This window comes from Streptosporangium sp. NPDC002721 (assembly GCF_042888905.1).
In the GTDB taxonomy this organism is placed as follows: domain Bacteria; phylum Actinomycetota; class Actinomycetes; order Streptosporangiales; family Streptosporangiaceae; genus Streptosporangium.
Genome location: NZ_JBIAQI010000029.1, coordinates 106,300 through 126,896, shown reverse-complemented (window position 1 = coordinate 126,896; position 20,597 = coordinate 106,300). Strand labels below are relative to the sequence as shown.

Genomic DNA, 20,597 nt, shown 5'->3' with positions numbered 1-20,597 from the left:
CGTCCGGAAATTACAGCGTAACGCAAATAAATACATCCGATGTATCAAGATCATCAAGAGACGAATCGCCTGTTAGCGCTACCAATGCATTGACGCTTTCGTTGGTCCGTGCGAATCTTTTGTCGTACGGCGGCGAATGTCTCGACGTCTCCGCCGAAAGGTTGTCACCAGGTGCGGCGGCGCGCTCCTCTCCCCCTAGGAGTAGACGTATGCGCCGGATCTCGCGGGTTCTCCTCGCGCTGGCCGTCATGATCACCGGAGCCATCGCGCTGCTGCCCGGCACCGCCTCGGCGGCTCCCCTGACCAAGGTCCTCATCTTCTCCAAGACAGCCGGCTTCCGGCACTCCTCCATCCCCTTCGGGATCTCCGCCATCCAGCAGCTCGGCGCGGCGAACGGCTTCACCGCGGTCGCCACGGAGGACGCGGGCGCCTTCACCACCGCCAACCTCGCCCAGTACCAGGCGGTCATCTGGCTGTCGACCACCGGCGACGTGCTCAACGCGGCGCAGCAGACCGCGTTCCAGTCCTACATCGCGGGCGGCGGCGGGTACGTCGGCGTCCACGCCGCGGCCGACACCGAGTACGACTGGCCCTGGTACGGCGGCCTGGTCGGGGCGTACTTCCGCGCCCACCCCGCCACCCAGCAGGCGACGATCCGCGTCGAGGACCGGGCGAACCCGTCCACCTCGCACCTGGCGCCCACCTGGACCCGCACCGACGAGTGGTACGACTACCGCGCCAACCCGCGTACCGCCGTCAAGGTGCTGGCCAACCTGGACGAGTCGTCCTACAGCGGCGGCGTGATGGGCTCCGACCACCCGATCACCTGGTGCCAGGACTACCAGGGCGGGCGGGCCTGGTACACCGGCCTCGGTCACACCGACGAGTCCTACGCCGACCCGAACTTCACGAAGATGCTGCTCGGCGGCATCCAGGTCGCCGCGAGGGCGAAGGCCGCCGACTGCCGTCCCGAGACCGGCTACACGTCGCTGTTCGACGGCACGCAGGCCAGCCTGAACCGGTGGCGGCAGGCCGGCGCCGGCAGCTTCACCCTGGCCAACGGGACGCTGTCCTCGGTCGGCGGCATGGGGCTGCTCTGGTACCCCGTCTCGACCTTCTCCAACTACTCGCTCAAGCTCGACTGGATGATGCCGGGCGACGACAACGGCGGCGTCTTCATCGGCTTCCCCGACCCGGGGAACGACCCCTGGCAGCCGGTCAACCTGGGACACGAGATCCAGATCGACGCCAGCGACGCCGACCCCACCCGGACCACGGGCAGCGTCTACAGCTTCAAGGCGCCCGACACGGCCGCGCGCGACGCGGCGCTCAACCCGCCCGGCTCGTGGAACACCTACGAGATCGCGGTGCACGGGCAGCGCGTCGAGATCTACCTCAACGGCACCAAGATCAACGACTACACGAGCACCCGGAACATCGCCAACGGCTACATCGGCGTCCAGAACGACGGTGACGGGCTCGACATCAGCTACCGCAACATCCGCATCAAGCAGGACGGGCCCTCCAACCCTCCGGCCACCGACCTGGCGCAGGGCAAGCCGGTCACGGTGAGCAGCGTGGAGACCGGCAGCGCGCACGTCGGGGCGAACGCGGTGGACGGCAACCCCGCCACCCGCTGGGGCAGCGCCTACGCCGACCCGCAGTGGATCACCGTCGACCTGGGCGCGACCTACAACCTCAACCGGGTCCGCCTGAACTGGGAGGCCGCCTACGGCAGGGCGTACCAGGTGCAGACCTCCACCAACAACACCACCTGGACCAACGCCTACTCCACCACCACCTCGGACGGCGGCGTCGACGACCTCACCCTGACCGGCACCGGACGCTACGTCCGCGTGTACGGCACCCAGCGCGGCCTGGCCCCCTACGGCTACTCGCTGTGGGACCTCAACGTCTACGGCACCCCCGCCACCTCGACGCCCACGCTGCTGTCCACCGGCAGGCCGGTCACGACCTCCAGCGTGGAGACCGGCAGCGGGCACGTCGGGGCGAACGCGGTGGACGGCAACCCCGCCACCCGCTGGGGCAGCGCCTACGCCGACCCGCAGTGGATCACCGTCGACCTCGGGGCCACCCGCTCGATCAGCCGGGTCCGGCTGAACTGGGAGGCCGCCTACGGCAGGGCGTACCAGGTGCAGACCTCCACCGACAACAGCACCTGGACCAGCCTCTACTCCACCACCGCGAGCGACGGCGGGGTGGACGACCTGACCGTCACCGGGACCGGCCGCTACGTCCGCGTGTACGGCACCCAGCGCGGCCTGCCCGCCTACGGCTACTCCCTGTGGGACCTCGACGTCTACGGCACCTGACACCCCTCCCGCACGCATCTGCCTTTTCACCCCCCTGGAGACCTTCGTGTTAGGTTTCACGCGCCTTCGCACGGCCCTGGGCGTCGCGGTCCTCGCTCTCGCCACCGCCACGGCGGGAGCCACCGGCACCACCACCGCCGCCGCGGCCTCCACACTCGGTAACGGCACCTCCGCTGCCGCCGCTCCCCCGCCGACCAGCGCCTTCGAGAAGGTCAAGCTGGACGGCGGGCTGTCGATGGGCGAGCCCATCGAGCTCTCCGTCCTGCCCGACGGCAAGGTCCTCTACATCAACCGGGGCACCACCTCCGGCGGCGGCCAGGTCCGCCTCTACAACCCGGCGACGAAGGCCACGACCGTGGCGCTCACGCTCCAGCTGGACGCGCGCTTCGAGGACGGGCTCATCGGCATCACCCTGCACCCGCAGTTCGCCACCAACCGCTGGGTGTTCCTCTTCTACTCCCCCAAGGTGACGCCGCTGGTGAACCGGATCTCCCGGTTCACCTTCAACACCACCACCAACGTCCTCGACCCGGCCAGCGAGGACATGATCATCGAGTGGCCCACCGAGCGCGAGCTGTGCTGCCACTCGGCAGGCTCGATGAGCTGGGACAGCAACGGCAACCTGTACTTCGCCGTCGGCGACAACACCAACTCCGGCGGTGACTCGGCGGGCATGGCCCCGATCGACGAGCGCACCAGCCGCAACCCGCAGTACGACGCGCAGCGCACCTCCGGCAACACCAACGACCTGCGCGGCAAGATCAACCGGATCCACCCGGAGAACAACGGCACCTACACCATCCCCGCGGGCAACCTCTTCGCCCCGGGCACCGCGCAGACCAGGCCCGAGATCTACGTCATGGGCACCCGCAACCCGTACCGGATCTGGGTCGACAAGAAGTCGAACAACACCCTGCACTGGGGCGAGGTCGGCCCCGACGCGAACGCGACCCTCGCCAACCGCGGACCGGCCGCCTACGACGAGTTCAACCGCGCCACCGGGCCCGGCAACTACGGCTGGCCCTACTGCGGCGGTCCCAACGTCGCCTACAACGACTGGGACTTCGCGGCCAACGCCCCGCGCGGCTGGTTCCCCTGCGGCGGCACGACCGGGCCGGTCAACAACTCGCCGCGCAACACCGGCCTCCAGCAGCTGCCCCCCACCAAGCCCGCGCTGGTCTGGGAGCAGCACGGCGGCAGCAAGGAGTGGCCCGCCCTGGACAACCCCGGCGGCTGCGGCTCTCCCAACCACGCCGAGGTCTACCACTACGACCCGAACCTCGTCTCGGACGTGAAGTGGCCCGCCTACTACGACAACAAGCTGCTGATCTCCGAGTACTGCCGTAACTGGATCAAGGAGGTCCAGTTCGACAACGGCAACCCGACGACCGGGGCGCCGACCGTCATCGAGCCGGTGCTCGCGGGGATGAACCTCGTGCACCCCATCGACATGGAGTTCGGCCCCGATGGCTCGCTCTACCTGCTGGAGTACGGCAGCGGCTACTTCTCCGGCGCCGCCGACGCCGGCCTCTACAAGATCAACCATGTGCAGGGCGGCCGCTCCCCGATCGCCCAGGCCACCGTGAACCGCGACAACGGGCTCGCCCCGCTGGCGGTCACCTTCTCCAGCGCCGGGACCTCCGACCCCGACGGCGACGCGCTCACCTACGCCTGGGACTTCGACGACAACGGCACCGTCGACTCCACCGCCGCCAACCCCTCGTACACCTACACGACCAACGGCGACAAGCGGGCCAGGCTCACCGTCAGGGACCCGAGCAACCGCACCGGGACCGTGGTGATCCCCGTCGTGGTCGGCAACAACCGGCCCACGGTGACGCTGAACGGCCTGCCCGCCGGGGGCATGTACAGCTGGGGCGACGACCTGGTCTCGACCGCGACCGCGACCGACGCGCAGGACGGCACGCCCGCGTGCGCCGACGTCGTCATCCGCGCCGCGCTCGGCCACCAGGAACACGCCCACGAGGAGGGCCAGGGCACCGGCTGCGGCTTCACGGTGAACACCGGCCCGATCCACGCCGGGCTCGACGCCGTGCAGTTCTTCGTGATCCGCAGCAGCTACACCGACCGCGGCGCGACCGGCTCCGTCCCGCTCACCGGCGAGAAGGAGATCACGCTCTGGCCCAAGCAGTGGCAGGCCGAGCACTACGCGCAGCTCAACGGCCCCAGGGTCGTCGACCAGGCGGCGGCCGAGGGCGCCAGGCGGCTCGGTGACATCCAGAACGGCGAGTGGGTCAAGCACCACGCCGTCAGCCTCAAGGGCATCACCGGCGTGAAGGCGCGCGTCTCCTCCGCCAACGCGGGCGGCACCCTGTCGTTCCGCTTCGACTCGCCCACCGGCCCCGAGGTCGCCCGCCTCACGGTCGGCGGGACCGGCGGCTGGGACAACTACGCCGAGGTGACCGCCCCGGTCACCAAGCCCGACGACGGCACCCACGACCTGTACATCGTCTTCACCGGGACCGGCACCGGCGCCCTGTACGACCTGGACAGCTACACCTTCACCGGTCCGGGCGCCAGCACCCCGCCCGGCAACCCCGACCCCGGCGGCGACCTCGCGCGGGGCAAGCCGGTCACGACCTCCAGCGTGGAGGGCGGCAGCACGCACGCCGGATCGAACGCGGTGGACGGCAACCCCGCCACCCGCTGGGGCAGCGCCTACGCCGACCCGCAGTGGATCACCGTCGACCTGGGCGCGACCTACAACCTCAACCGGGTCCGCCTGAACTGGGAGGCCGCCTACGGCAAGGCCTACCAGGTCCAGACCTCCACCAACAACACCACCTGGACCGACATCTACTCCACCGTCGCCTCCGACGGCGGCGTCGACGACCTCACCGTCACCGGCACCGGACGCTACGTCCGCGTGTACGGCACCCAACGCGGCCTGCCCGCCTACGGCTACTCCCTGTGGGACCTCAACGTCTACGGCACCCCCACCGGCTCGCCCTCGACACTGCTGTCCGTCGGCAGGCCGGTCACGACCAGCAGCGTCGAGGAGGGCAACGGCCGGGTCGGCTCCCACGCCGTGGACGGCGACCCCGCCACCCGCTGGAGCAGCGTCTACAGCGACCCGCAGTGGATCACCGTCGACCTCGGGGCCACCCGCTCCGTCAACCGGGTCCGCCTGAACTGGGAGGCCGCCTACGGCAAGGCCTACCAGGTCCAGACCTCCACCAACAACACCACCTGGACCGACATCTACTCCACCGTCGCCTCCGACGGCGGCGTCGACGACCTCACCGTCACCGGCACCGGCCGCTACGTCCGCGTGTACGGCACCCAACGCGGCCTGCCCGCCTACGGCTACTCCCTGTGGGACCTCGACGTCTACGGCAGCTGACCCCGTGAACACGAAGCCGGACGGCGGCGCGTAACACCGCACAGGTCAGCGCACAGGTCCGGCGCACAGGTCCGGCGCACCGACGGAGACCTCGCGTTCACGCGGGGTCTCCGTCTCCGTTCCCGCCTTCCCGGAGGTACGGACAGTGAGACGAACGACAGCGAACCGGTAACCGGCGACGAGCGACGAGCGACGACCAGCGACCAGCGACCAGCGACCAGCGACCAGCGACCAGCGACGAAGCGAAGGACGGCGACTCGGATGATCACGGTAGGGTTGCGGCTTATGCGGCTCTCCACGGTGTCCTTCCGATACTCGCGGCGCGGCCCCTGGATCCTGCGGGACGTCGAGCTCACCCTCCGTCCCGGCTCCGTCGTCGAGGTCACCGGCCGCAACGGCGCGGGAAAGTCGACGCTGCTCCGCCTGATGGCGGGCTTCGTCCCCCCGTCCCGGGGCTCGATCTCCGACCGGCCGGGCGTCGTCGGCTACGCCCCCGACGTGTTCCCCGTGGACCAGCCGTTCACCGTCGCCGCCTACCTGGCGCACATGTCCAGGATCCGCGGCCTCCCCTCCCCCGCCTCCGCCGCCGGAGACCTGGCGGCGCGGCTGAACGCGACCCACCTGCTCGACCAGCCGCTCGGCGACCTGTCCAAGGGCAGCGCGCAGAAGGTGGGGCTCATCCAGTCGCTGCTGGCCCCGCCGGACCTGCTGATCCTCGACGAGCCCTTCGCCGGGCTCGACGAACAGACCCGCGTCGAACTTCCCGTGATCATCGAGGAGATCGCCGCACGCGGCGGCACGGTCGTGGTCAGCGACCACCAGAAGCAGCTCCAGGACCACCCCGGCGCCGACCACTGGCTCGTCGCGGACGGCAGGGTCGCGGTCTCCCCCTCCGGGGACGCCCCCCGCGAGACGCCCGCGCGGGTGGTCATCGAGGTCGTCGTGGACGCGGACGACGCCGACGAGGTGGAACAGAAGCTCCGCGCCGACGGCTACCTCACCAGGCGGTCATCATGATCCACCTCGTACGCTTCAAGCTCGCCGCCTACGCCCGGTCGCACCGGCTGCTCCAGCCGATGATCGGGCTCTTCGTGATGCTGACCATCTTCTACTCCACGCTGACCCCGCCCGGCAAGGAGCTGCCCGCGTACGCCGACTCGGCCGGGTTGCTGATCCTCGTCTTCGCCTGGGCCGCCCGGGGGCTGCTCGACACCGAACCCCCGACCCAGCGGCTGATCTCCATGACCGCCGCCGGGCGGCCCGGCAGGGAGATCGGGGCCGGGCTGCTCGCCGCGCTGGCCGTCAACCTCGGCCTGGCGGCGATCGCGGTCGGGCTCCCGCTGCTCCACGGCTTCGCGGCCATGCCCGCCCCCGCCGACCTGACGCTCGGCATCGTGCTGCACGTGCTCGGGGTGAGCGCGGGAACGGCCCTGGGCGCCCTGACCAGCCGCCCGATCCTGGCCTCCCCCGCCGTCTCGATGCTCGCCCTCTTCGGCGGCTATCTCGCCCTGCTGCTGATCAGTCTCACCCCGGTGGGCCGCCTCTCGGTGCCGATCATGCCTTGGATGCGCGCCGCCAACGCCGGCCTGCTCGACACCGTCGCGCTCCCCATCTCCGCCGCCACCCTCTTCTGGACCGCCGCGAGCCTCACCCTGTACGCACGCCTCCGCCGCCTGAACCCCTGAGGGGCGCCCCCGCCTGGGCTTTGCGGGCGAGCAGGTGGACCCCCTTGAACTGCCGCCGGTCGGTCGGCTGGGGCTCGCGGACCATCCGGGCCACCTCGGCCAGCCCGTACCCGCTCAGCATCGCGGCGAGGTGATCGGGCCACCACCGATAGGCCGGCGCGACCGCGTGATCGAAGACCTGCGTCGGGTGGGACGGATCCTCGCTCGCCGAGAAGCCGATCAGAAGGTGGCCGCCAGGCGCCAGCACACGACGGAACTCCGCCAGGATGGCGGGGAGTTCCTCCGGCGGGGTGTGGATGATGGACCACCGCGAGAGCACGCCGCCCAGCACGCCGTCGGCGATGTCCAGCGCGGCCATCGAGCCCACCTCGAACCGCAGGCCCGGACAGGCCTGCCGAGCCAGCTCGACCATCGCGGGAGAGGCGTCGACCCCGAACGCCTCCAGCCCCAGCCCGTCCAGATGAGCGGTGACGTAGCCGGGCCCACACCCCAGGTCCGCGACCTGACCGCCCCCACCCGTACTCACGACCTCGGCGAAGGCCCCCAGGATCGCGCGGTCCAGGGGGCTGTCACGCAGCGCGTCGCTGAACAGCTGCGCGTAGGTGAGGGCGGCGGCGTCGTAGGCCTCGCGGGTGGCGTCGAGGGCATCGTGTCCGATCATGCCCGCGACAGTAGCCCCCGGCGCCGGCGACCGTCGAACGGTCACCCGTGCGGAGCGGCGACCTCCCAGAGGGCGCTCACCGGCATGGCACGCATGCGATCACCGAACGGAAGCGTCTGCGTGCCCGTGTAGAGGACGATCCCCACCGCGAAATCGTCGCCGAGCCGGGCCGCCAGGTGCCGTAGCCCCTTGAAGTCGTCCGGTCGCACCGTCGACGACGCCTTCACCTCCACGCCGGCCACGCGCCCCTGGCGATTCTCCAGGACGGCGTCGACCTTCACCTTGTCCTTGGTCCGGTAATGGAACAGCTCCACGCGTTCGTCCGACCAGGTGAGCTGACGGGCCAGCTCCATGAGGACGAAGCCCTCCAGAAGTGGACCAAAGGCACCCTCGGGACGCACCAGGCTCCTGGAGTCGGCTCCCAGGAGGTTGGCCGCGACCCCGGAATCGACGAAGGCCATCTTGGGCGTCCCGATCGCGCGGCTGCCGAGGTTGCGTGACCAGGCGGGAATCCGCTTGATCAGGAAGACCTCTTCCAGCAGGCCGAGGTAACGCTGGACCGTGGTCGCGGAGAGCCCGATCCCGTTGCTCAGGGATCCGGGCACCAGCAACTGGCCCGATCGGGCGGCCAGCAGCCGGATCAGGGCACGCATCTCCGCCGTCCGCTCGATCTCCGCCAGCTGGCTCACGTCACGCGCGATGAGATCCGCGATATACGAGTCGAGAAACCGCTCCCGTCTGCGGATGTCCGGACGTGAGACCGCCTCCGGAAATCCGCCTCGAACCAGGCGTTCCGCATATTCGGCGCGGCTGACCTCGGAGGTGTGGTGAAGGCTTTCAGGCTCGGCGAAGACCGCGTCCACGAACCCGTCGGCCGTGCCGTCGATCTCGCCCTGCGAGAAGGGCCACAGCTCGATGGTCTCCATCCGGCCGGGCAGCGCGTCGGGAAGTCCCCGGAGCCCGAGCACTCGCGCCGATCCCGTCAGCAGGTATCGGCCGGGCCTCGGGTCGGTGTCCACCTGTTCCTTGATCGCGAGCAGCAACTCGGGAGCTCGCTGGATCTCGTCGATGACCATGAGCTCGGGGAAGTCCACGAAGCCGGCGGGGTCGGCGAGCGCGGCCTGGCGGGCGGCGGGAGTGTCGAGGTTGCGCCACTCTCCGGCGCGTCCCTTGGCGAGAAGCCGGACCAGGGTGCTCTTGCCGCACTGGCGTGCCCCCGTGACGAGGGTGACGCGGGTATCGGTCAGGGCCTCCTCGACGAGTCTTTCCGCACGCCGTGGAACGACCCTGCCGAGAGGAGTCTGTGAGCCGCTGACCATGGGGTGAGCATGCCACAACCAAGGCCCGATGACAGGATGGCCGCTTGGTTGCTGACGGAATGGTCGCCGATGTGGTGGTGGATTGGTCGCCAGGTTGCTGACAGGATGGCCGCTGGTCCTGTGGTTGATTGGCCGCTCGATCGCTGACAGGGCACCCCGCCGACGTGCCGAGATGGTCGCTGTCCGGTCACGGTGAACATGATCACACCTGGGGAACGCCGAGGGGACAGGACAGGACAGGCCGGTCGGCGTCGCGGCGGGAGGGTGGGGTCGGCGGGGACCGCCGCCCCGGGTGAGCACCTCGGGGCGGCGGTCGGCGCCTCGGGGGCGCAGCCGTACGGTGAGGGCGGGAGGCTACTCGGCGGCGGCGAGCTGGCCGCAGGCGCCGTCGATCTCGCGGCCGCGGGTGTCGCGGACCGTCACCGGCACGCCGTGATACTCCAGGCGCCGGACGAAGGCCCGCTCGTCCTCGGGGCGGGAGGCGGTCCACTTCGAACCCGGGGTCGGGTTGAGCGGGATCAGGTTGACGTGCACCAGCTTGTTCTTGATCAGCTTGCCGAGCAGGTCCGCGCGCCACTCCTGGTCGTTGATGTCCTTGATCAGCGCGTACTCGATGGAGACCCGGCGCTTGGTCCTGGCCGCGTAGTCCCAGGCCGCGTCGAGGACCTCGGCGACCTTCCAGCGGGTGTTGATCGGCACCAGCGTGTCGCGGAGCTCGTCGTCGGGCGCGTGCAGCGAGAGGGCGAGCGTCACCGGCAGGCCCTCGGCCGCGAGCTTGCCGATCGCGGGGACCAGGCCGACCGTGGAGACGGTGACGCCGCGGGCGGAGATGCCCAGGCCGTCGGGGGCGGGCTCGACCATGCGGCGGACGGCGCCGATCACGGCCTTGTAGTTGGCCAGCGGCTCGCCCATGCCCATGAAGACCACGTTGCTGACCCGCCCGGGACCGCCGGGGACGTCACCGGCCGCGAGCGCGCGGGCCCCGGCGACGACCTGCTCGACGATCTCGGCGGTGGTCATGTTACGGGTGAGACCCGCCTGGCCGGTGGCACAGAACGGGCAGTTCATGCCACACCCGGCCTGCGAGGACACGCACATGGTCGTACGGTCGCTGTAGCGCATGAGGACCGACTCGACGAGCGCGCCGTCGAAGAGCCGCCACAGCGTCTTGCGGGTGGTGCCCGCGTCGGTGGTCATCTCCCTGACCGAGGTCAGCAGGCTGGGGAACAGCGCGGTGGCGAACTTCTCCCTGGCCGCGGCCGGGAGGTCTGTCATCAGCTCGGGGTCGCCGTTGAACTTCTCGAAGTAGTGCCGGGAGAGCTGGTCGGCGCGGAACGGCTTCTCGCCCAGCTCGGCGACGACCGCCCGGCGCTCGGCCATGGTCAGGTCGGCCAGGTGGCGGGCGGGCTTGGCCCGGCGCGGCGCCACGAAGGTGAGCTGGCCGGGTACGGGGGTCCCGGACGGGCTGACGGTCGACAAGTCCAACGCCTTCTCTCAACGGTTACGCGAATGCTCGAAGCGGTGCCCGACAGTGATCTAGAGTCCGGGGGTATGGCGACAAACCGCCCCACGGGCCCCGCGGGAGAGCGGGGAGACGGCGTCGAGGTCGTGCTCACCGACGTCAATCCCTATGGAAGCCGCACCCTGGTGGTCGAACGCGACGAGACTTCCTCGGTAGCTTACCTGTGCGGGCCGGGGGGAACGGTGCACGGAGCCGTCTGGCTGGCCAACCACCGCCCGGCCCCGGACGGGATCGACCCCGATCGCCTGAACTCCGAACTGCCGCCGATGGCCCCGAGGGCGAACACCCGCCACCCCGGCGGCAGGGGCCCCCTGGGCGCGCTGCGGGCGCTGTGGTTCGAGGAGGGCGACGGCGTCGCCCTGTACGAGAACGACGAGTTGCTCGCGGTCATTCCGGGATGGGCGGACATGAGCCGGGGAATGCCCGGCTACTCCCGCGACGCGCTCGGCGAGTCCCCGTTCGCCTGGTCCCTGGAGGAGGCCCACGAGGGCCTGGCCTCCCGGATCGCCAAGGCCCGCGCCTACTGGGAGTGGCGCGGCGGGGACGGCTCCTGGGCCACGTTCCAGCAGTTCGTGATGGGCCACCTGGACCGCAGGGTCGGCGGTGCGGGCAGGTTCTGGGACGCCGGAGGCGAGCGGATGCCCGCGGTGGGCATCACCGAACGCCCCCCGGAGCGCGACAGGGAGCACACGATCCTGTCCACGGTCGGGATGAGCTGCCAGCGGATGCCCACCGTCGAGCAGTACATCGACCGGCCCGACGCCTACGCCCGGGTGGAGCTCGCCGTCGCCTCCCTGGGCGACGCCCGCGACGCGGCCCGGCTGTTCCTGTGGCTGGGGCAGTATCCCTGGCACTCGGTCACCTGGCTGGGCCACGGCCACACCGCCAAGTGGTACCACCGGCCCGAGACCTTCCCGCTCGGCTCCGCCTACGGCGGCGTCATGATGCTGACCGGGCTGCCCGGACTGCCCGACCTGTCGGGCTTCTCCTTCGGCGGCGACTCCGTGCAGTGGCTCTGGCTCGTCCCGATCACCCCGGACGAGCTGAGCCTGGTCTCGGCCGAGGGCTACCGGGCGGTGCTCCCGCGCCTGTCCGCGACCCGGCTCACCCGGGCAAGCTGACCCCGTACCCGAACGGTCAGACCAGCAGGGTGAGCAGCACCCAGACCGGGATCAGCGCGGCCACCATGGAGTCGAGGCGGTCCATCATGCCTCCGTGGCCGGGAAGCACGCTGCCCATGTCCTTGACGCCGAGGTCGCGTTTGATCACCGACTCGACCAGGTCGCCGAGCGTGGCGAAGACCACCACGACCGCGCCGATGAGGACGCCCTTCCAGATGTCGTCCTTCAGCAGCCACGCCACCAGCCAGCCGCCCACCGCCATGCAGGCCAGCGCCGACCCGGCGAAGCCCTCCCAGGTCTTCTTCGGGCTGATCACCGGGGCCATCTTGTGCCTGCCGAGGGAGATCCCGGCGAAGTATCCGCCGATGTCGCTGGCGGCGGTGGTGGCGATGAAGACGACCACCCGGTCCGGGCCCTGGTCGGGGTCGGCGAGCAACAGCGCCACGAACCCGGCGAGCAGGGAGGGGTAGACGACGACCAGGATGGTCGCGGTGATGTCGCGGACGTAGTTCTCGGTGCCCTGGAACATCCGCCAGATCATCAGCACGAGCACGGTCATCGCGAAGACGCCGACCAGCCAGGCGGTCCCGCCCCAGGCCGAGCCGGTCACCTCACCGCCCCAGTAGGCGCCGACCAGCATGGCGGTCATGCCCGCCAGGACCGGCACGAGCGGGACGGTGATGCCCCTGGCCTCGAACGACCGGACCAGTTCCGTCACTCCGATGCCCACCGCCGCGATCACCACGGCGAGGAAGAGCACCTTCACGAAATAGAGGGAGGCGATGATGACCACCGCCAGGGCGAGCCCCACCGCCACTGCGACGGGGAGGTTCCGGCCGGTACGGCTACTGCCCGCCACGGGTTCCACAGGGGGTCCTACTTTCATACCTGCACAAAATCCTTGCCCCGTACGGACGGCGACGGCTCACACGGCCCGCACGGGACAAGGATCGTGGTTCAGACCTCGAGCAGCTCGGATTCCTTGTGCTTGAGCAGCTCGTCAATCTTGGCGACATGCTTCTGGGTGAGGTCGTCGAGCTCCTTCTCCGCCCGGCGCACCTCGTCCTCCCCGGCCTCGCCATCCTTGATCAGCTTGTCCAAGGTCTCCTTGGCGTTGCGACGGATGTTGCGAATGGAGACCTTGGAGTGCTCCGCCTTGTTCCGGGCGACCTTGATGTACTCCTTGCGGCGCTCCTCCGACAGCTCGGGGAAGGCCACGCGAATCACAGCACCGTCGTTACCGGGGTTCACACCAAGGTCCGAGTTGCGGATCGCCTTCTCGATCGCGGCCATCGAGCTCTTGTCGAAGGGCTGGATGATGACCATGCGCGCCTCGGGCACGTGGAACGAGGCGAGTTGCTGAATGGGGGTGGGCGTCCCGTAGTACTCAGCGCTGATCTTGTTGAACATCGACGGGGTGACACGACCCGTGCGGATGGCCGCGAAGTCTTCCTTCGCCACCGACACGGCCTTGTCCATCTTTTCCTCGGCTTCGAGGAGGGTTTCGTCGATCACAGCGGCTCCCTGTCTTCTCGGTCACTCCCCATCCTCACGCACTTCGCGGGACGCCATCACGCCGGAGGTCCGCCCTGGACCGCCACGGTCGCGTACCGTTCGGCTCGCTACGTCAGGTTCGCATCCTGTCTTCCGGTCGCTCACCGCTCCTCACTCGCTTCGCGGGACGCTTCTACCTCGCGTACCACTCCACTCGCTACGTCGGGCTCGCTCCCCGTTCTCTGGTCGCTCACCGCTCCTCACTCGCTTCGCGGGACGCTCGTACCTCACGTACCACTCCACTCGCTACGTCGGGCTCGCTCCCGTTGCCGTATCGGCCCTGTCATCGAGCCGGCCCGGCGCCTATCCGGCTTGGTGACCATCTGGTTCGGTGCCCGTCCGGTCCGGTGACCATCCCGCCCGGTCACCGTACCGGCCCGATCACCGTGCCGGGCTCACCAGTGTGCCGATCTTCTCACCGCGTACCGCCCGCAGGATGTTGCCCTCGCCCATGAGGTCGAAGACCACGATGGGCAGGCTGTTGTCCATGCACAGGCTGATGGCGGTGGCGTCCATGACCCCGAGGCCCCTGGTCAGCACCTCACCGTATTCGAGGTGGTCGAACCGGACGGCGTCGGGGTTCTTGCGGGGGTCGGCGTCGTAGACGCCGTCCACCTGGGTGCCCTTGAGCAGCGCCTCCGCGCCGATCTCCAGCGCTCGCTGGGCGGCGCAGGTGTCGGTGGAGAAGAACGGCGAGCCGAGCCCCGCCCCGAAGATGACCACGCGGCCCTTCTCCAGGTGGCGGATGGCACGGCGGGGCAGGAACGGCTCGGCGACCTGCTGCATGGTGATCGCCGTCTGGACCCGGGTGTCGATGCCCCGCTTCTCCAGGAAGTCCTGGAGGGCCAGGCAGTTGATGACCGTGCCGAGCATGCCCATGTAGTCGGCCCTCGCGCGGTCCATGCCGCGCTCGGACAGGGCGGCGCCCCGGAACATGTTGCCGCCGCCCACCACGACCGACACCTGCACGCCACCGCGGACGGCCTCGGCGATCGAGTCGGCGAGATGGCCCACGACGCCCGGGTCGATGCCCAGCGGCTCGCCTCCGGCGAACGCCTCACCGGACAGCTTCAACATCACCCGCTTCCAGCGGAGCGGGTCCGAGTACGAAGAAACCGCCGGCGTAGCGGGTCCTGGATTCTCCTGCACGGCGGCGGCCTCCTCGTTTGGTGCTCTGCTTGAAGAGCGGATGTCAGGGATTAGGCCTGGCCGACCTTGAAACGGACGAAGGCCTGGACCTTGACACCATTCTCGTCCGCGAACTTCGCGACCGACTTCTTGTTGTCCTTGACGAAGGACTGCTCAAGGAGGGTGAAGTCCTTGTACCAGCCGTTGATCCGGCCGTCGACGATCTTGCCGATGGCGGCCTCGGGCTTGCCCTCCTCGCGGGTCATCTCCTCGAAGAGCGCGCGCTCCTTCTCGATGACGTCGGCCGGGACCTCGGCGGGGCTGAGGTACTTCGGCGCCATCGCGGCGGCGTGCTGCGCGATGTCCTTGGCGACGTCGGCGTTCGGGGAGTCGAGCTGCACGAGCACGCCGACCGCCGGGGGAAGCTGGGGGTCGGTCTTGTGCATGTAGGCGCCGATGAAGCCGCCCTCGAGCACGGAGAACCTGCGGATCTCGATCTTCTCACCGAGCGCGGCGTTGGCCTCGTCGAGGTGCGCCTTGACGCTCTTGCCGTCGAGCTCGGAGTCGAGCAGCGAGGGCACGTCGGACGGCTTGGTGGCCAGGATGTGGTCGACCACCTGGCCCGCGAGCTCCTGGAAACGCTCGCCCTTGGCGACGAAGTCGGTCTCGCAGTTGAGCTCCAGCAGCGCGGCGGCGGAGTCGCCGTCCTGCTTCAGGGCGACCAGGCCGTTGGAGGCGGTGCGGGCCTCACGCTTGCCGACGTCCTTGGCGCCCTTGAGGCGGAGGATCTCGACCGCGCGGTCGAAGTCGCCCTCGGAAGACTCGAGAGCCTTCTTGCAGTCCATCATGCCGGCGGCGGTCAGCTCACGAAGCCGCTTGACGTCGGCCATGTTCACGGAAGCCATTGTCTTTTCCTCGTGGGAATCGTCGTGGATCGGGTGGGTGCCCCCGACTGAGCGGCACCCACCCGGAAGGGTCTTGCGGGTCGTACGGCCGGGGCCGTACGGAGTGACCTGGGCCTACTTCTCGGTCTTCTCGGCGGACTCGTCCTCGGCGGCGGGAGCGTCCGTCGCCTCGGCGGTCTCGGTCTTCGCGACCTCGGCCTCGGCAGGAGCCTCGGCGGGGGCCTCCGCGGCCTCGGCCTCGGTGGTCTCGGCGGCCGGGGCGCTGTCGGCACCGCCCGCGAGCAGCTCCTGCTCCCACTCGGCCAGCGGCTCGGCGCCACCGGCGACGGCCGGCTTGTCGTCGCCGCGGTTGGCGCCGGCGCGGGCCATGAGACCGGCGGCGACGGCGTCGGCGACGACGCGGGTCAGCAGGCCGACGGCGCGGATGGCGTCGTCGTTACCCGGGATCGGGTAGTCGACCTCGTCGGGGTCGCAGTTGGTGTCGAGGATGGCGACCACCGGGATGTGAAGCTTGCGGGCCTCGCTGATCCCGATGTGCTCCTTCTTGGTGTCGACGACCCACACGGCGCTGGGGATCCGGGACATGTCCCGGATGCCGCCGAGGGTGCGCTCGAGCTTCTCCTTCTCGCGGCGGCGCATGAGGAGCTCCTTCTTCGTGAGCCCCGAGGCGGCCACGTTGTCGAAGTCGAGCTCCTCCAGCTCCTTCAGGCGCTGGAGCCTCTTGTGCACGGTGGAGAAGTTGGTGAGCATGCCACCCAGCCAGCGCTGGTTGACGTACGGCATGCCGACGCGGGCGGCCTGCTCGGCGATGGCCTCCTGGGCCTGCTTCTTCGTGCCGATGAACATGATCGTGCCGCCGTGCGCGACGGTCTCCTTGACGAAGTCGTAGGCCCTGTCGATGAAGGCCAGCGACTTCTGGAGGTCGATGATGTAGATGCCGTTGCGCTCGGTGAAGATGAAGCGCTTCATCTTCGGGTTCCAGCGACGGGTCTGGTGGCCGAAGTGCACGCCGCTTTCCAGCAGCTGTCGCATGGTGACGACGGGGGTGGACATTGATTGTCCTCCAGATCGGGGCGCCCATCCCTGGGCGCTGTTCTCGGTTGGCCGCGACAGCCTGCGGCTGTCGCCCTGATGCCCCGAACAGGATCCAGCCGGGCTCTCGCCCGGACCGAGGGACCCCGGTTCTTGACGGGGCATGCGAAGTCGGCCCGTGACTCACAGGCCTCCAAAAGTGTACCCGCAACCGCGCCTCTTCCCGACCTTCGGGCGTCAGGCGGCCCTTACACGTCGCGTGGAAGGCCGTGCGGCCGGCGCCGGGCACGGGGGAAGAGACTGACCTGCGCCTCGGAGACCCTGGCCCCGGGCGGGGCGTCCTCGCGGTCTCTCACGGTGGTCTTGTAGGGGGCGAGCAGCTCGTCGATCCGCTCGTTCAGCGCCTTCAGCTCGTCGGCGTCGACCAGCAGGACGGCGCGGTTGAACATCGCGGCCTCGCGCCACTCGCGCGACTCCCGTTCGAGGTTCTCCAACGCCCTGTTCGCCTCGTCCGCCGCCTGCTCCCGGAACGCCTTGATCAGGAATTCCTTGGCACTGCGCACGTCCGGGCCGTCTTCAGGCTCGGGGCTGACGCTGAACCCGCCGGCGCCGGAGCGCCACAGGCGCTCCCTGCCGTCACCGCGGCCGTCGTCGCGCGCGGGCGCGTCCTCGACGAATCCGTACTTGGCGAGCATGCGCAGGTGGTAGCTGGCCGCGCTGGGCGTGACCCCGACGACCTCGGCGACCTCGGTCGCGGTGCAGGGCCCCTCGGCCTGGAGCCGGTTCAGGATCGCGAGCCTCGCGGGGTGCGCCAGCGCGCGCATCGCCGTGGGGTCGGTGAGGGATTTGCGCCTCGGTGCCTCGGTCATGTGCAGACCGTACCCACTCCACATATGAAGCATTGCCTTCATAACTATGAAGGGTTATCTTCATAGTTATGAAGCATTCCCTTCAGAATCACCGGGAGACGGAGAGGTGCCGATCCCTATGACGTCCGGGTCCTCCTCGATCAAGCCGGTGCCTCTCAGGAAGCAGCGTGACTACCGGCTCCTGCTCTCCGCCCGTGCCGTCACCGAGACCGGCACCGAGGTCTCCCGGCTCGCGGTGCCGCTGACCGCCGCCGTCCTGCTCGGCGCCTCCCCGGCCCAGATGGGCGTGCTCACCGCCGCGACCTCGCTGCCCTACCTGCTGATCGGGCTCCAGGCGGGGGCCTTCGCCGACCGGCTGAGGCGGCACCGGCCGGTCATGGTCGCCTGCGACACCGTCTCGGCCGTCGCCATGGCCACGATCCCGGTCGCCTGGATCACCGGGGTGCTCAGTGTGCCGTGGCTGGTCGCGGTGGCGTTCGTCGTCGGCACCTGCACAGTGATCTTCCGGGCGGTCAACTTCCCGCACCTGGCCACGGTGATCCACGAGAGCCAGCGGACCGAGGCGCTCGCGGGCTTCCAGTCGGCCTTCGCGGTGGCGACCGTCGCGGGACCGGGCCTGGCCGGACTGCTCGTCCATCTGATCACGGCCCCGTTCGCGCTCCTGGTCGACGCGGTGTCGTTCCTGGCCTCGGCGTTCCTGATCAGATCGATCAAGGCGCCGGAGAGCCACACGCCCGCCGCTCCGCGCGGCATGTGGACCGAGATCCGCGAGGGTCTGGGCACGGTGGCCCGGCATCCGGTGCTCCGCGCGCTCTGCGCCGCCGGGATCACGATCAACTTCTTCGGCAGCGTGTACATGGCGCTGTTCGTGATCTACGCGCTCACCGTGGTCGGCCTGCCCGCGGGGCTGGTCGGCGCCATCACCGCCTTCTTCGGCGTCGGCGGCCTGCTCGGGGCGGCCCTCGTCTCGCGCCTGACGCGGCGGTTCGGCGAGAACCGGGTGCTGGCCTGCTCCGCGCTGCTCTTCCCCGTCGACTTCGCGGTCGCCGCGCTCGCCTCGGGACCGGTGTGGCGCAGCTTCCTGCTCCTGGCCGCCAGCGCGGTGACCTCCGGGGTGGCCGTCGTGGCCTTCGCCGTCTGCATGGGTGCCATCACCCTGCGCGAGACCCCCGCCGGGCTACGCGGCCGGGTCAACGCCACGCAGTCGTTCATGGTCCAGGGGGTTCTCACCCTCGGCGGTCTCGCGGGCGGCCTGGCGGGCGAGCTGCTCGGGCTGCGCCCGGTGTTCTGGATCTCCGCGGCCGGGGTCCTGACCACGATCGTGTGGATCTGGCTCTCCCCCCTGCGCCACTCCTCTGTCCCTGTCCCTGTCCCTGTCCCTGTCTCTGCTCCTGCCCCTGCCTCCGCCTGTGACGAGGCCGCCCCGACCCCATGACCCCGTACGGGCCACTCCTGCCCGCACGGGCACACCCGCACGACAGGTAAGCCCGCACCAGGGGTGTGCCCACGGTGAGGCCGTTCGCGGGAGGCACTCGGGAATGCCGGGAGGCTTTCAGGGATTCGCGGGAGGCACTCGGGGAGCGGGAGGCACTCGGGGAGCGGGAGGCACTCGGGGAGCGGGCACGGGAGGCACTCGGGGATTCCCGGGAAGCCCTCGGGGAGGGGTCGTGGAAGGGCCTCACCACCAGGAGGGCGGGTGTTCGCCCTGCCCCGGAGGCGGGCTCGACCAGTACGGTGACACACCGTCGACGGTGCCGGGCGGCCGGAGGTAGGTCAGGCGGCCGAAGGCGCTGTCCATCTCCTCGATCATGCCGGTGACGTCGGGCTCCGGTGTGGCCGCTCCGCCGACCCGGCCGAGGTCGTCCAGCCATCGCGCGGTCCTGGCCAGGGAGAGCTCCACCCGCCAGGATCCCCCCTCGGTGGATCGGCGGAGCAGGGCGGCCATCGCGCCGAAGGCTGCCAGGTGGCCGGTGGCGTGGTCGAGGACCTGGGCGGGCAGCGGGTGCGGCCGCGACCCGTCTCCACCTTCGTGGGCGATACCGGACACCATCTGCACCAGGCTGTCGAACCCGCGCCTGCCCGCCCAGGGCCCCTCCGTCCCGTACGCCGAGATGTCGACGCACACGATTCCGGGCCTGATCCCGGCCAGTCTCCGGGGACCGAACCCCAGCGCTTCGAGGGCACCCGGCCGGTAGGACTGCACGAGCACGTCGGCCTCCGCCACCAGGTCGCGCAGCGCGGCGCTCCCCGCCGGAGTCCTCAGGTCAAGCCGGCAGGACCGCTTGCCGAACGCGGTGCCGATCACCAGCCCCGGCACCTCGGGAAGGTGCCGGGCGCCCACCCTGAGCACCTGGGCCCCGTGGGCGGCCAGCGTGCGGGTCGCCACCGGCCCGGCGATCACCCTGGTCAGGTCGAGCACCCGCACCCCGTCGAGCACCCGCCCTCCCCCGCCTCTCGGAGCACCGGTCCTCAGGCCGCCGGAATCGCCGATCCTGGTCAGGTGGACGAGCGGCGACGCCGCGACCGCCCGGGACTGCGGGTGCTCACGCCATCCGGCGCGGTCGCGCATGGCCGCCGCGCACCCTCCCGCGCCCGTCACCGCCTCCTCGACCCCGACGGCGGTACGCCCCGCACAGGCGCGTCCGACGGCCTCCCTGCCCGTACCGGCGGGCAGTCCCAGCGCCGCGAGGGCCGCGTCACGGTGATGGTCGAAGTTGCAGTGCAGCCGGACCCAGCCGTCCGAGGTGCGGTAGTCACCGGAGAGGGGAGCCCACGGATCCACGGCCACTCCGTCGATCCTGAAGCGGCGCTCGTCCAGGAAGGCGATCGCCGCCTCCCGCACGTCCACCGCGGCCCGGCTCCCGCCTCCCCTCAGCGCCGCTGCCGCCGCGGTGGCGGCACCCACGGCGACGGCGGAGGCGGTGCCCACCCGGAAGACGGAGGGCAGCACCGGATCGTCCCCGCTCACCCGGAGCGGCGGCAACTCGACGCCCAGCTCCGCACCCAGCTCGCGAACACGCTCCTCGACCACGTGATCCTCCCTGCCCACCTGTCCACAGAATCCCATTCGGCCCCGACCTCACCCGTCACGGGTCCTCATGCTC

General features: G+C 70.2%; 16 protein-coding genes. 6 read left to right on the top strand and 10 right to left on the bottom strand.

Annotated features, from left to right (window positions below):
• The first annotated feature begins 209 nt into the window (after positions 1-209).
• The 4 genes from ACFYWM_RS35555 (at position 210) to ACFYWM_RS35540 (ending at position 7,382) form a co-directional block, all read left to right on the top strand.
• Positions 210-2,333, top strand: a complete 2,124-nt coding sequence (locus ACFYWM_RS35555) for a ThuA domain-containing protein (protein WP_389923170.1) — start codon at positions 210-212, stop codon at positions 2,331-2,333.
• Positions 2,334-2,379: 46 nt separating this feature from the next.
• Positions 2,380-5,697, top strand: a complete 3,318-nt coding sequence (locus ACFYWM_RS35550) for a discoidin domain-containing protein (protein WP_389923167.1) — start codon at positions 2,380-2,382, stop codon at positions 5,695-5,697.
• A gap of 285 nt (positions 5,698-5,982) precedes the next feature.
• A complete protein-coding gene (locus ACFYWM_RS35545) occupies positions 5,983-6,714 on the top strand; it encodes an ATP-binding cassette domain-containing protein (RefSeq protein ID WP_389923164.1) in 732 nt (243 codons plus the stop codon).
• Positions 6,711-7,382 (top strand): hypothetical protein, encoded by a 672-nt coding sequence (locus ACFYWM_RS35540; RefSeq protein WP_389923162.1) that lies wholly within the window; start codon positions 6,711-6,713, stop codon positions 7,380-7,382. The genes ACFYWM_RS35545 and ACFYWM_RS35540 overlap by 4 nt, the downstream gene beginning before the upstream one ends.
• Here ACFYWM_RS35540 and ACFYWM_RS35535 read toward each other — a convergent pair.
• From ACFYWM_RS35535 to rlmN, 3 genes are all read right to left on the bottom strand, one after another.
• On the bottom strand, positions 7,345-8,043 hold the full coding sequence (locus tag ACFYWM_RS35535) for a class I SAM-dependent methyltransferase (RefSeq protein ID WP_389923159.1): 699 nt from the start codon (positions 8,041-8,043) through the stop codon (positions 7,345-7,347). The genes ACFYWM_RS35540 and ACFYWM_RS35535 overlap by 38 nt on opposite strands.
• Positions 8,044-8,084: 41 nt before the next feature.
• Positions 8,085-9,362 (bottom strand): ATP-binding protein, encoded by a 1,278-nt coding sequence (locus ACFYWM_RS35530; RefSeq protein WP_389923156.1) that lies wholly within the window; start codon positions 9,360-9,362, stop codon positions 8,085-8,087.
• A gap of 354 nt (positions 9,363-9,716) precedes the next feature.
• The gene (rlmN, locus tag ACFYWM_RS35525; RefSeq protein WP_362680458.1) at positions 9,717-10,841 is read right to left on the bottom strand and encodes a 23S rRNA (adenine(2503)-C(2))-methyltransferase RlmN; all 1,125 of its coding nucleotides are present in this window, start codon (positions 10,839-10,841) and stop codon (positions 9,717-9,719) included.
• A 72-nt stretch (positions 10,842-10,913) separates the two neighbouring features.
• Between rlmN and ACFYWM_RS35520 the strand changes: the two genes are divergently transcribed.
• On the top strand, positions 10,914-12,005 hold the full coding sequence (locus ACFYWM_RS35520; protein ID WP_389923153.1) for a suppressor of fused domain protein: 1,092 nt from the start codon (positions 10,914-10,916) through the stop codon (positions 12,003-12,005).
• Positions 12,006-12,021: 16 nt separating this feature from the next.
• On the opposite strand, the gene ACFYWM_RS35515 is transcribed toward ACFYWM_RS35520, so the two are convergent.
• The 6 genes from ACFYWM_RS35515 to ACFYWM_RS35490 form a co-directional block, all read right to left on the bottom strand.
• Complete coding sequence (locus tag ACFYWM_RS35515; RefSeq protein ID WP_389923150.1) at positions 12,022-12,891, bottom strand: phosphatidate cytidylyltransferase; 870 nt, start codon at positions 12,889-12,891, stop codon at positions 12,022-12,024.
• 71 nt (positions 12,892-12,962) lie between these two features.
• Positions 12,963-13,520, bottom strand: a complete 558-nt coding sequence (gene frr / locus ACFYWM_RS35510; RefSeq protein WP_389923147.1) for a ribosome recycling factor — start codon at positions 13,518-13,520, stop codon at positions 12,963-12,965.
• A 420-nt stretch (positions 13,521-13,940) separates the two neighbouring features.
• The gene (gene pyrH, locus ACFYWM_RS35505) at positions 13,941-14,708 is read right to left on the bottom strand and encodes a UMP kinase (RefSeq protein WP_386160956.1); all 768 of its coding nucleotides are present in this window, start codon (positions 14,706-14,708) and stop codon (positions 13,941-13,943) included.
• Positions 14,709-14,758: 50 nt separating this feature from the next.
• On the bottom strand, positions 14,759-15,592 hold the full coding sequence (gene tsf, locus ACFYWM_RS35500; protein ID WP_389923143.1) for a translation elongation factor Ts: 834 nt from the start codon (positions 15,590-15,592) through the stop codon (positions 14,759-14,761).
• A 114-nt stretch (positions 15,593-15,706) separates the two neighbouring features.
• Positions 15,707-16,645 (bottom strand): 30S ribosomal protein S2, encoded by a 939-nt coding sequence (gene rpsB, locus ACFYWM_RS35495; protein WP_389923141.1) that lies wholly within the window; start codon positions 16,643-16,645, stop codon positions 15,707-15,709.
• A gap of 227 nt (positions 16,646-16,872) precedes the next feature.
• Complete coding sequence (locus ACFYWM_RS35490) at positions 16,873-17,493, bottom strand: ArsR/SmtB family transcription factor (protein ID WP_389923138.1); 621 nt, start codon at positions 17,491-17,493, stop codon at positions 16,873-16,875.
• Positions 17,494-17,611: 118 nt separating this feature from the next.
• Here ACFYWM_RS35490 and ACFYWM_RS35485 point away from each other — a divergent pair, with 118 nt between their 5' ends.
• Positions 17,612-18,928: an MFS transporter gene (locus tag ACFYWM_RS35485; RefSeq protein WP_389923135.1), complete on the top strand. Its 1,317-nt coding sequence runs from the start codon at positions 17,612-17,614 to the stop codon at positions 18,926-18,928.
• Between the two features lie 243 nt (positions 18,929-19,171).
• Here ACFYWM_RS35485 and ACFYWM_RS35480 read toward each other — a convergent pair whose 3' ends face one another.
• A complete protein-coding gene (locus ACFYWM_RS35480) occupies positions 19,172-20,542 on the bottom strand; it encodes a CoA transferase (RefSeq protein WP_389923132.1) in 1,371 nt (456 codons plus the stop codon).
• Positions 20,543-20,597: the final 55 nt, after the last annotated feature.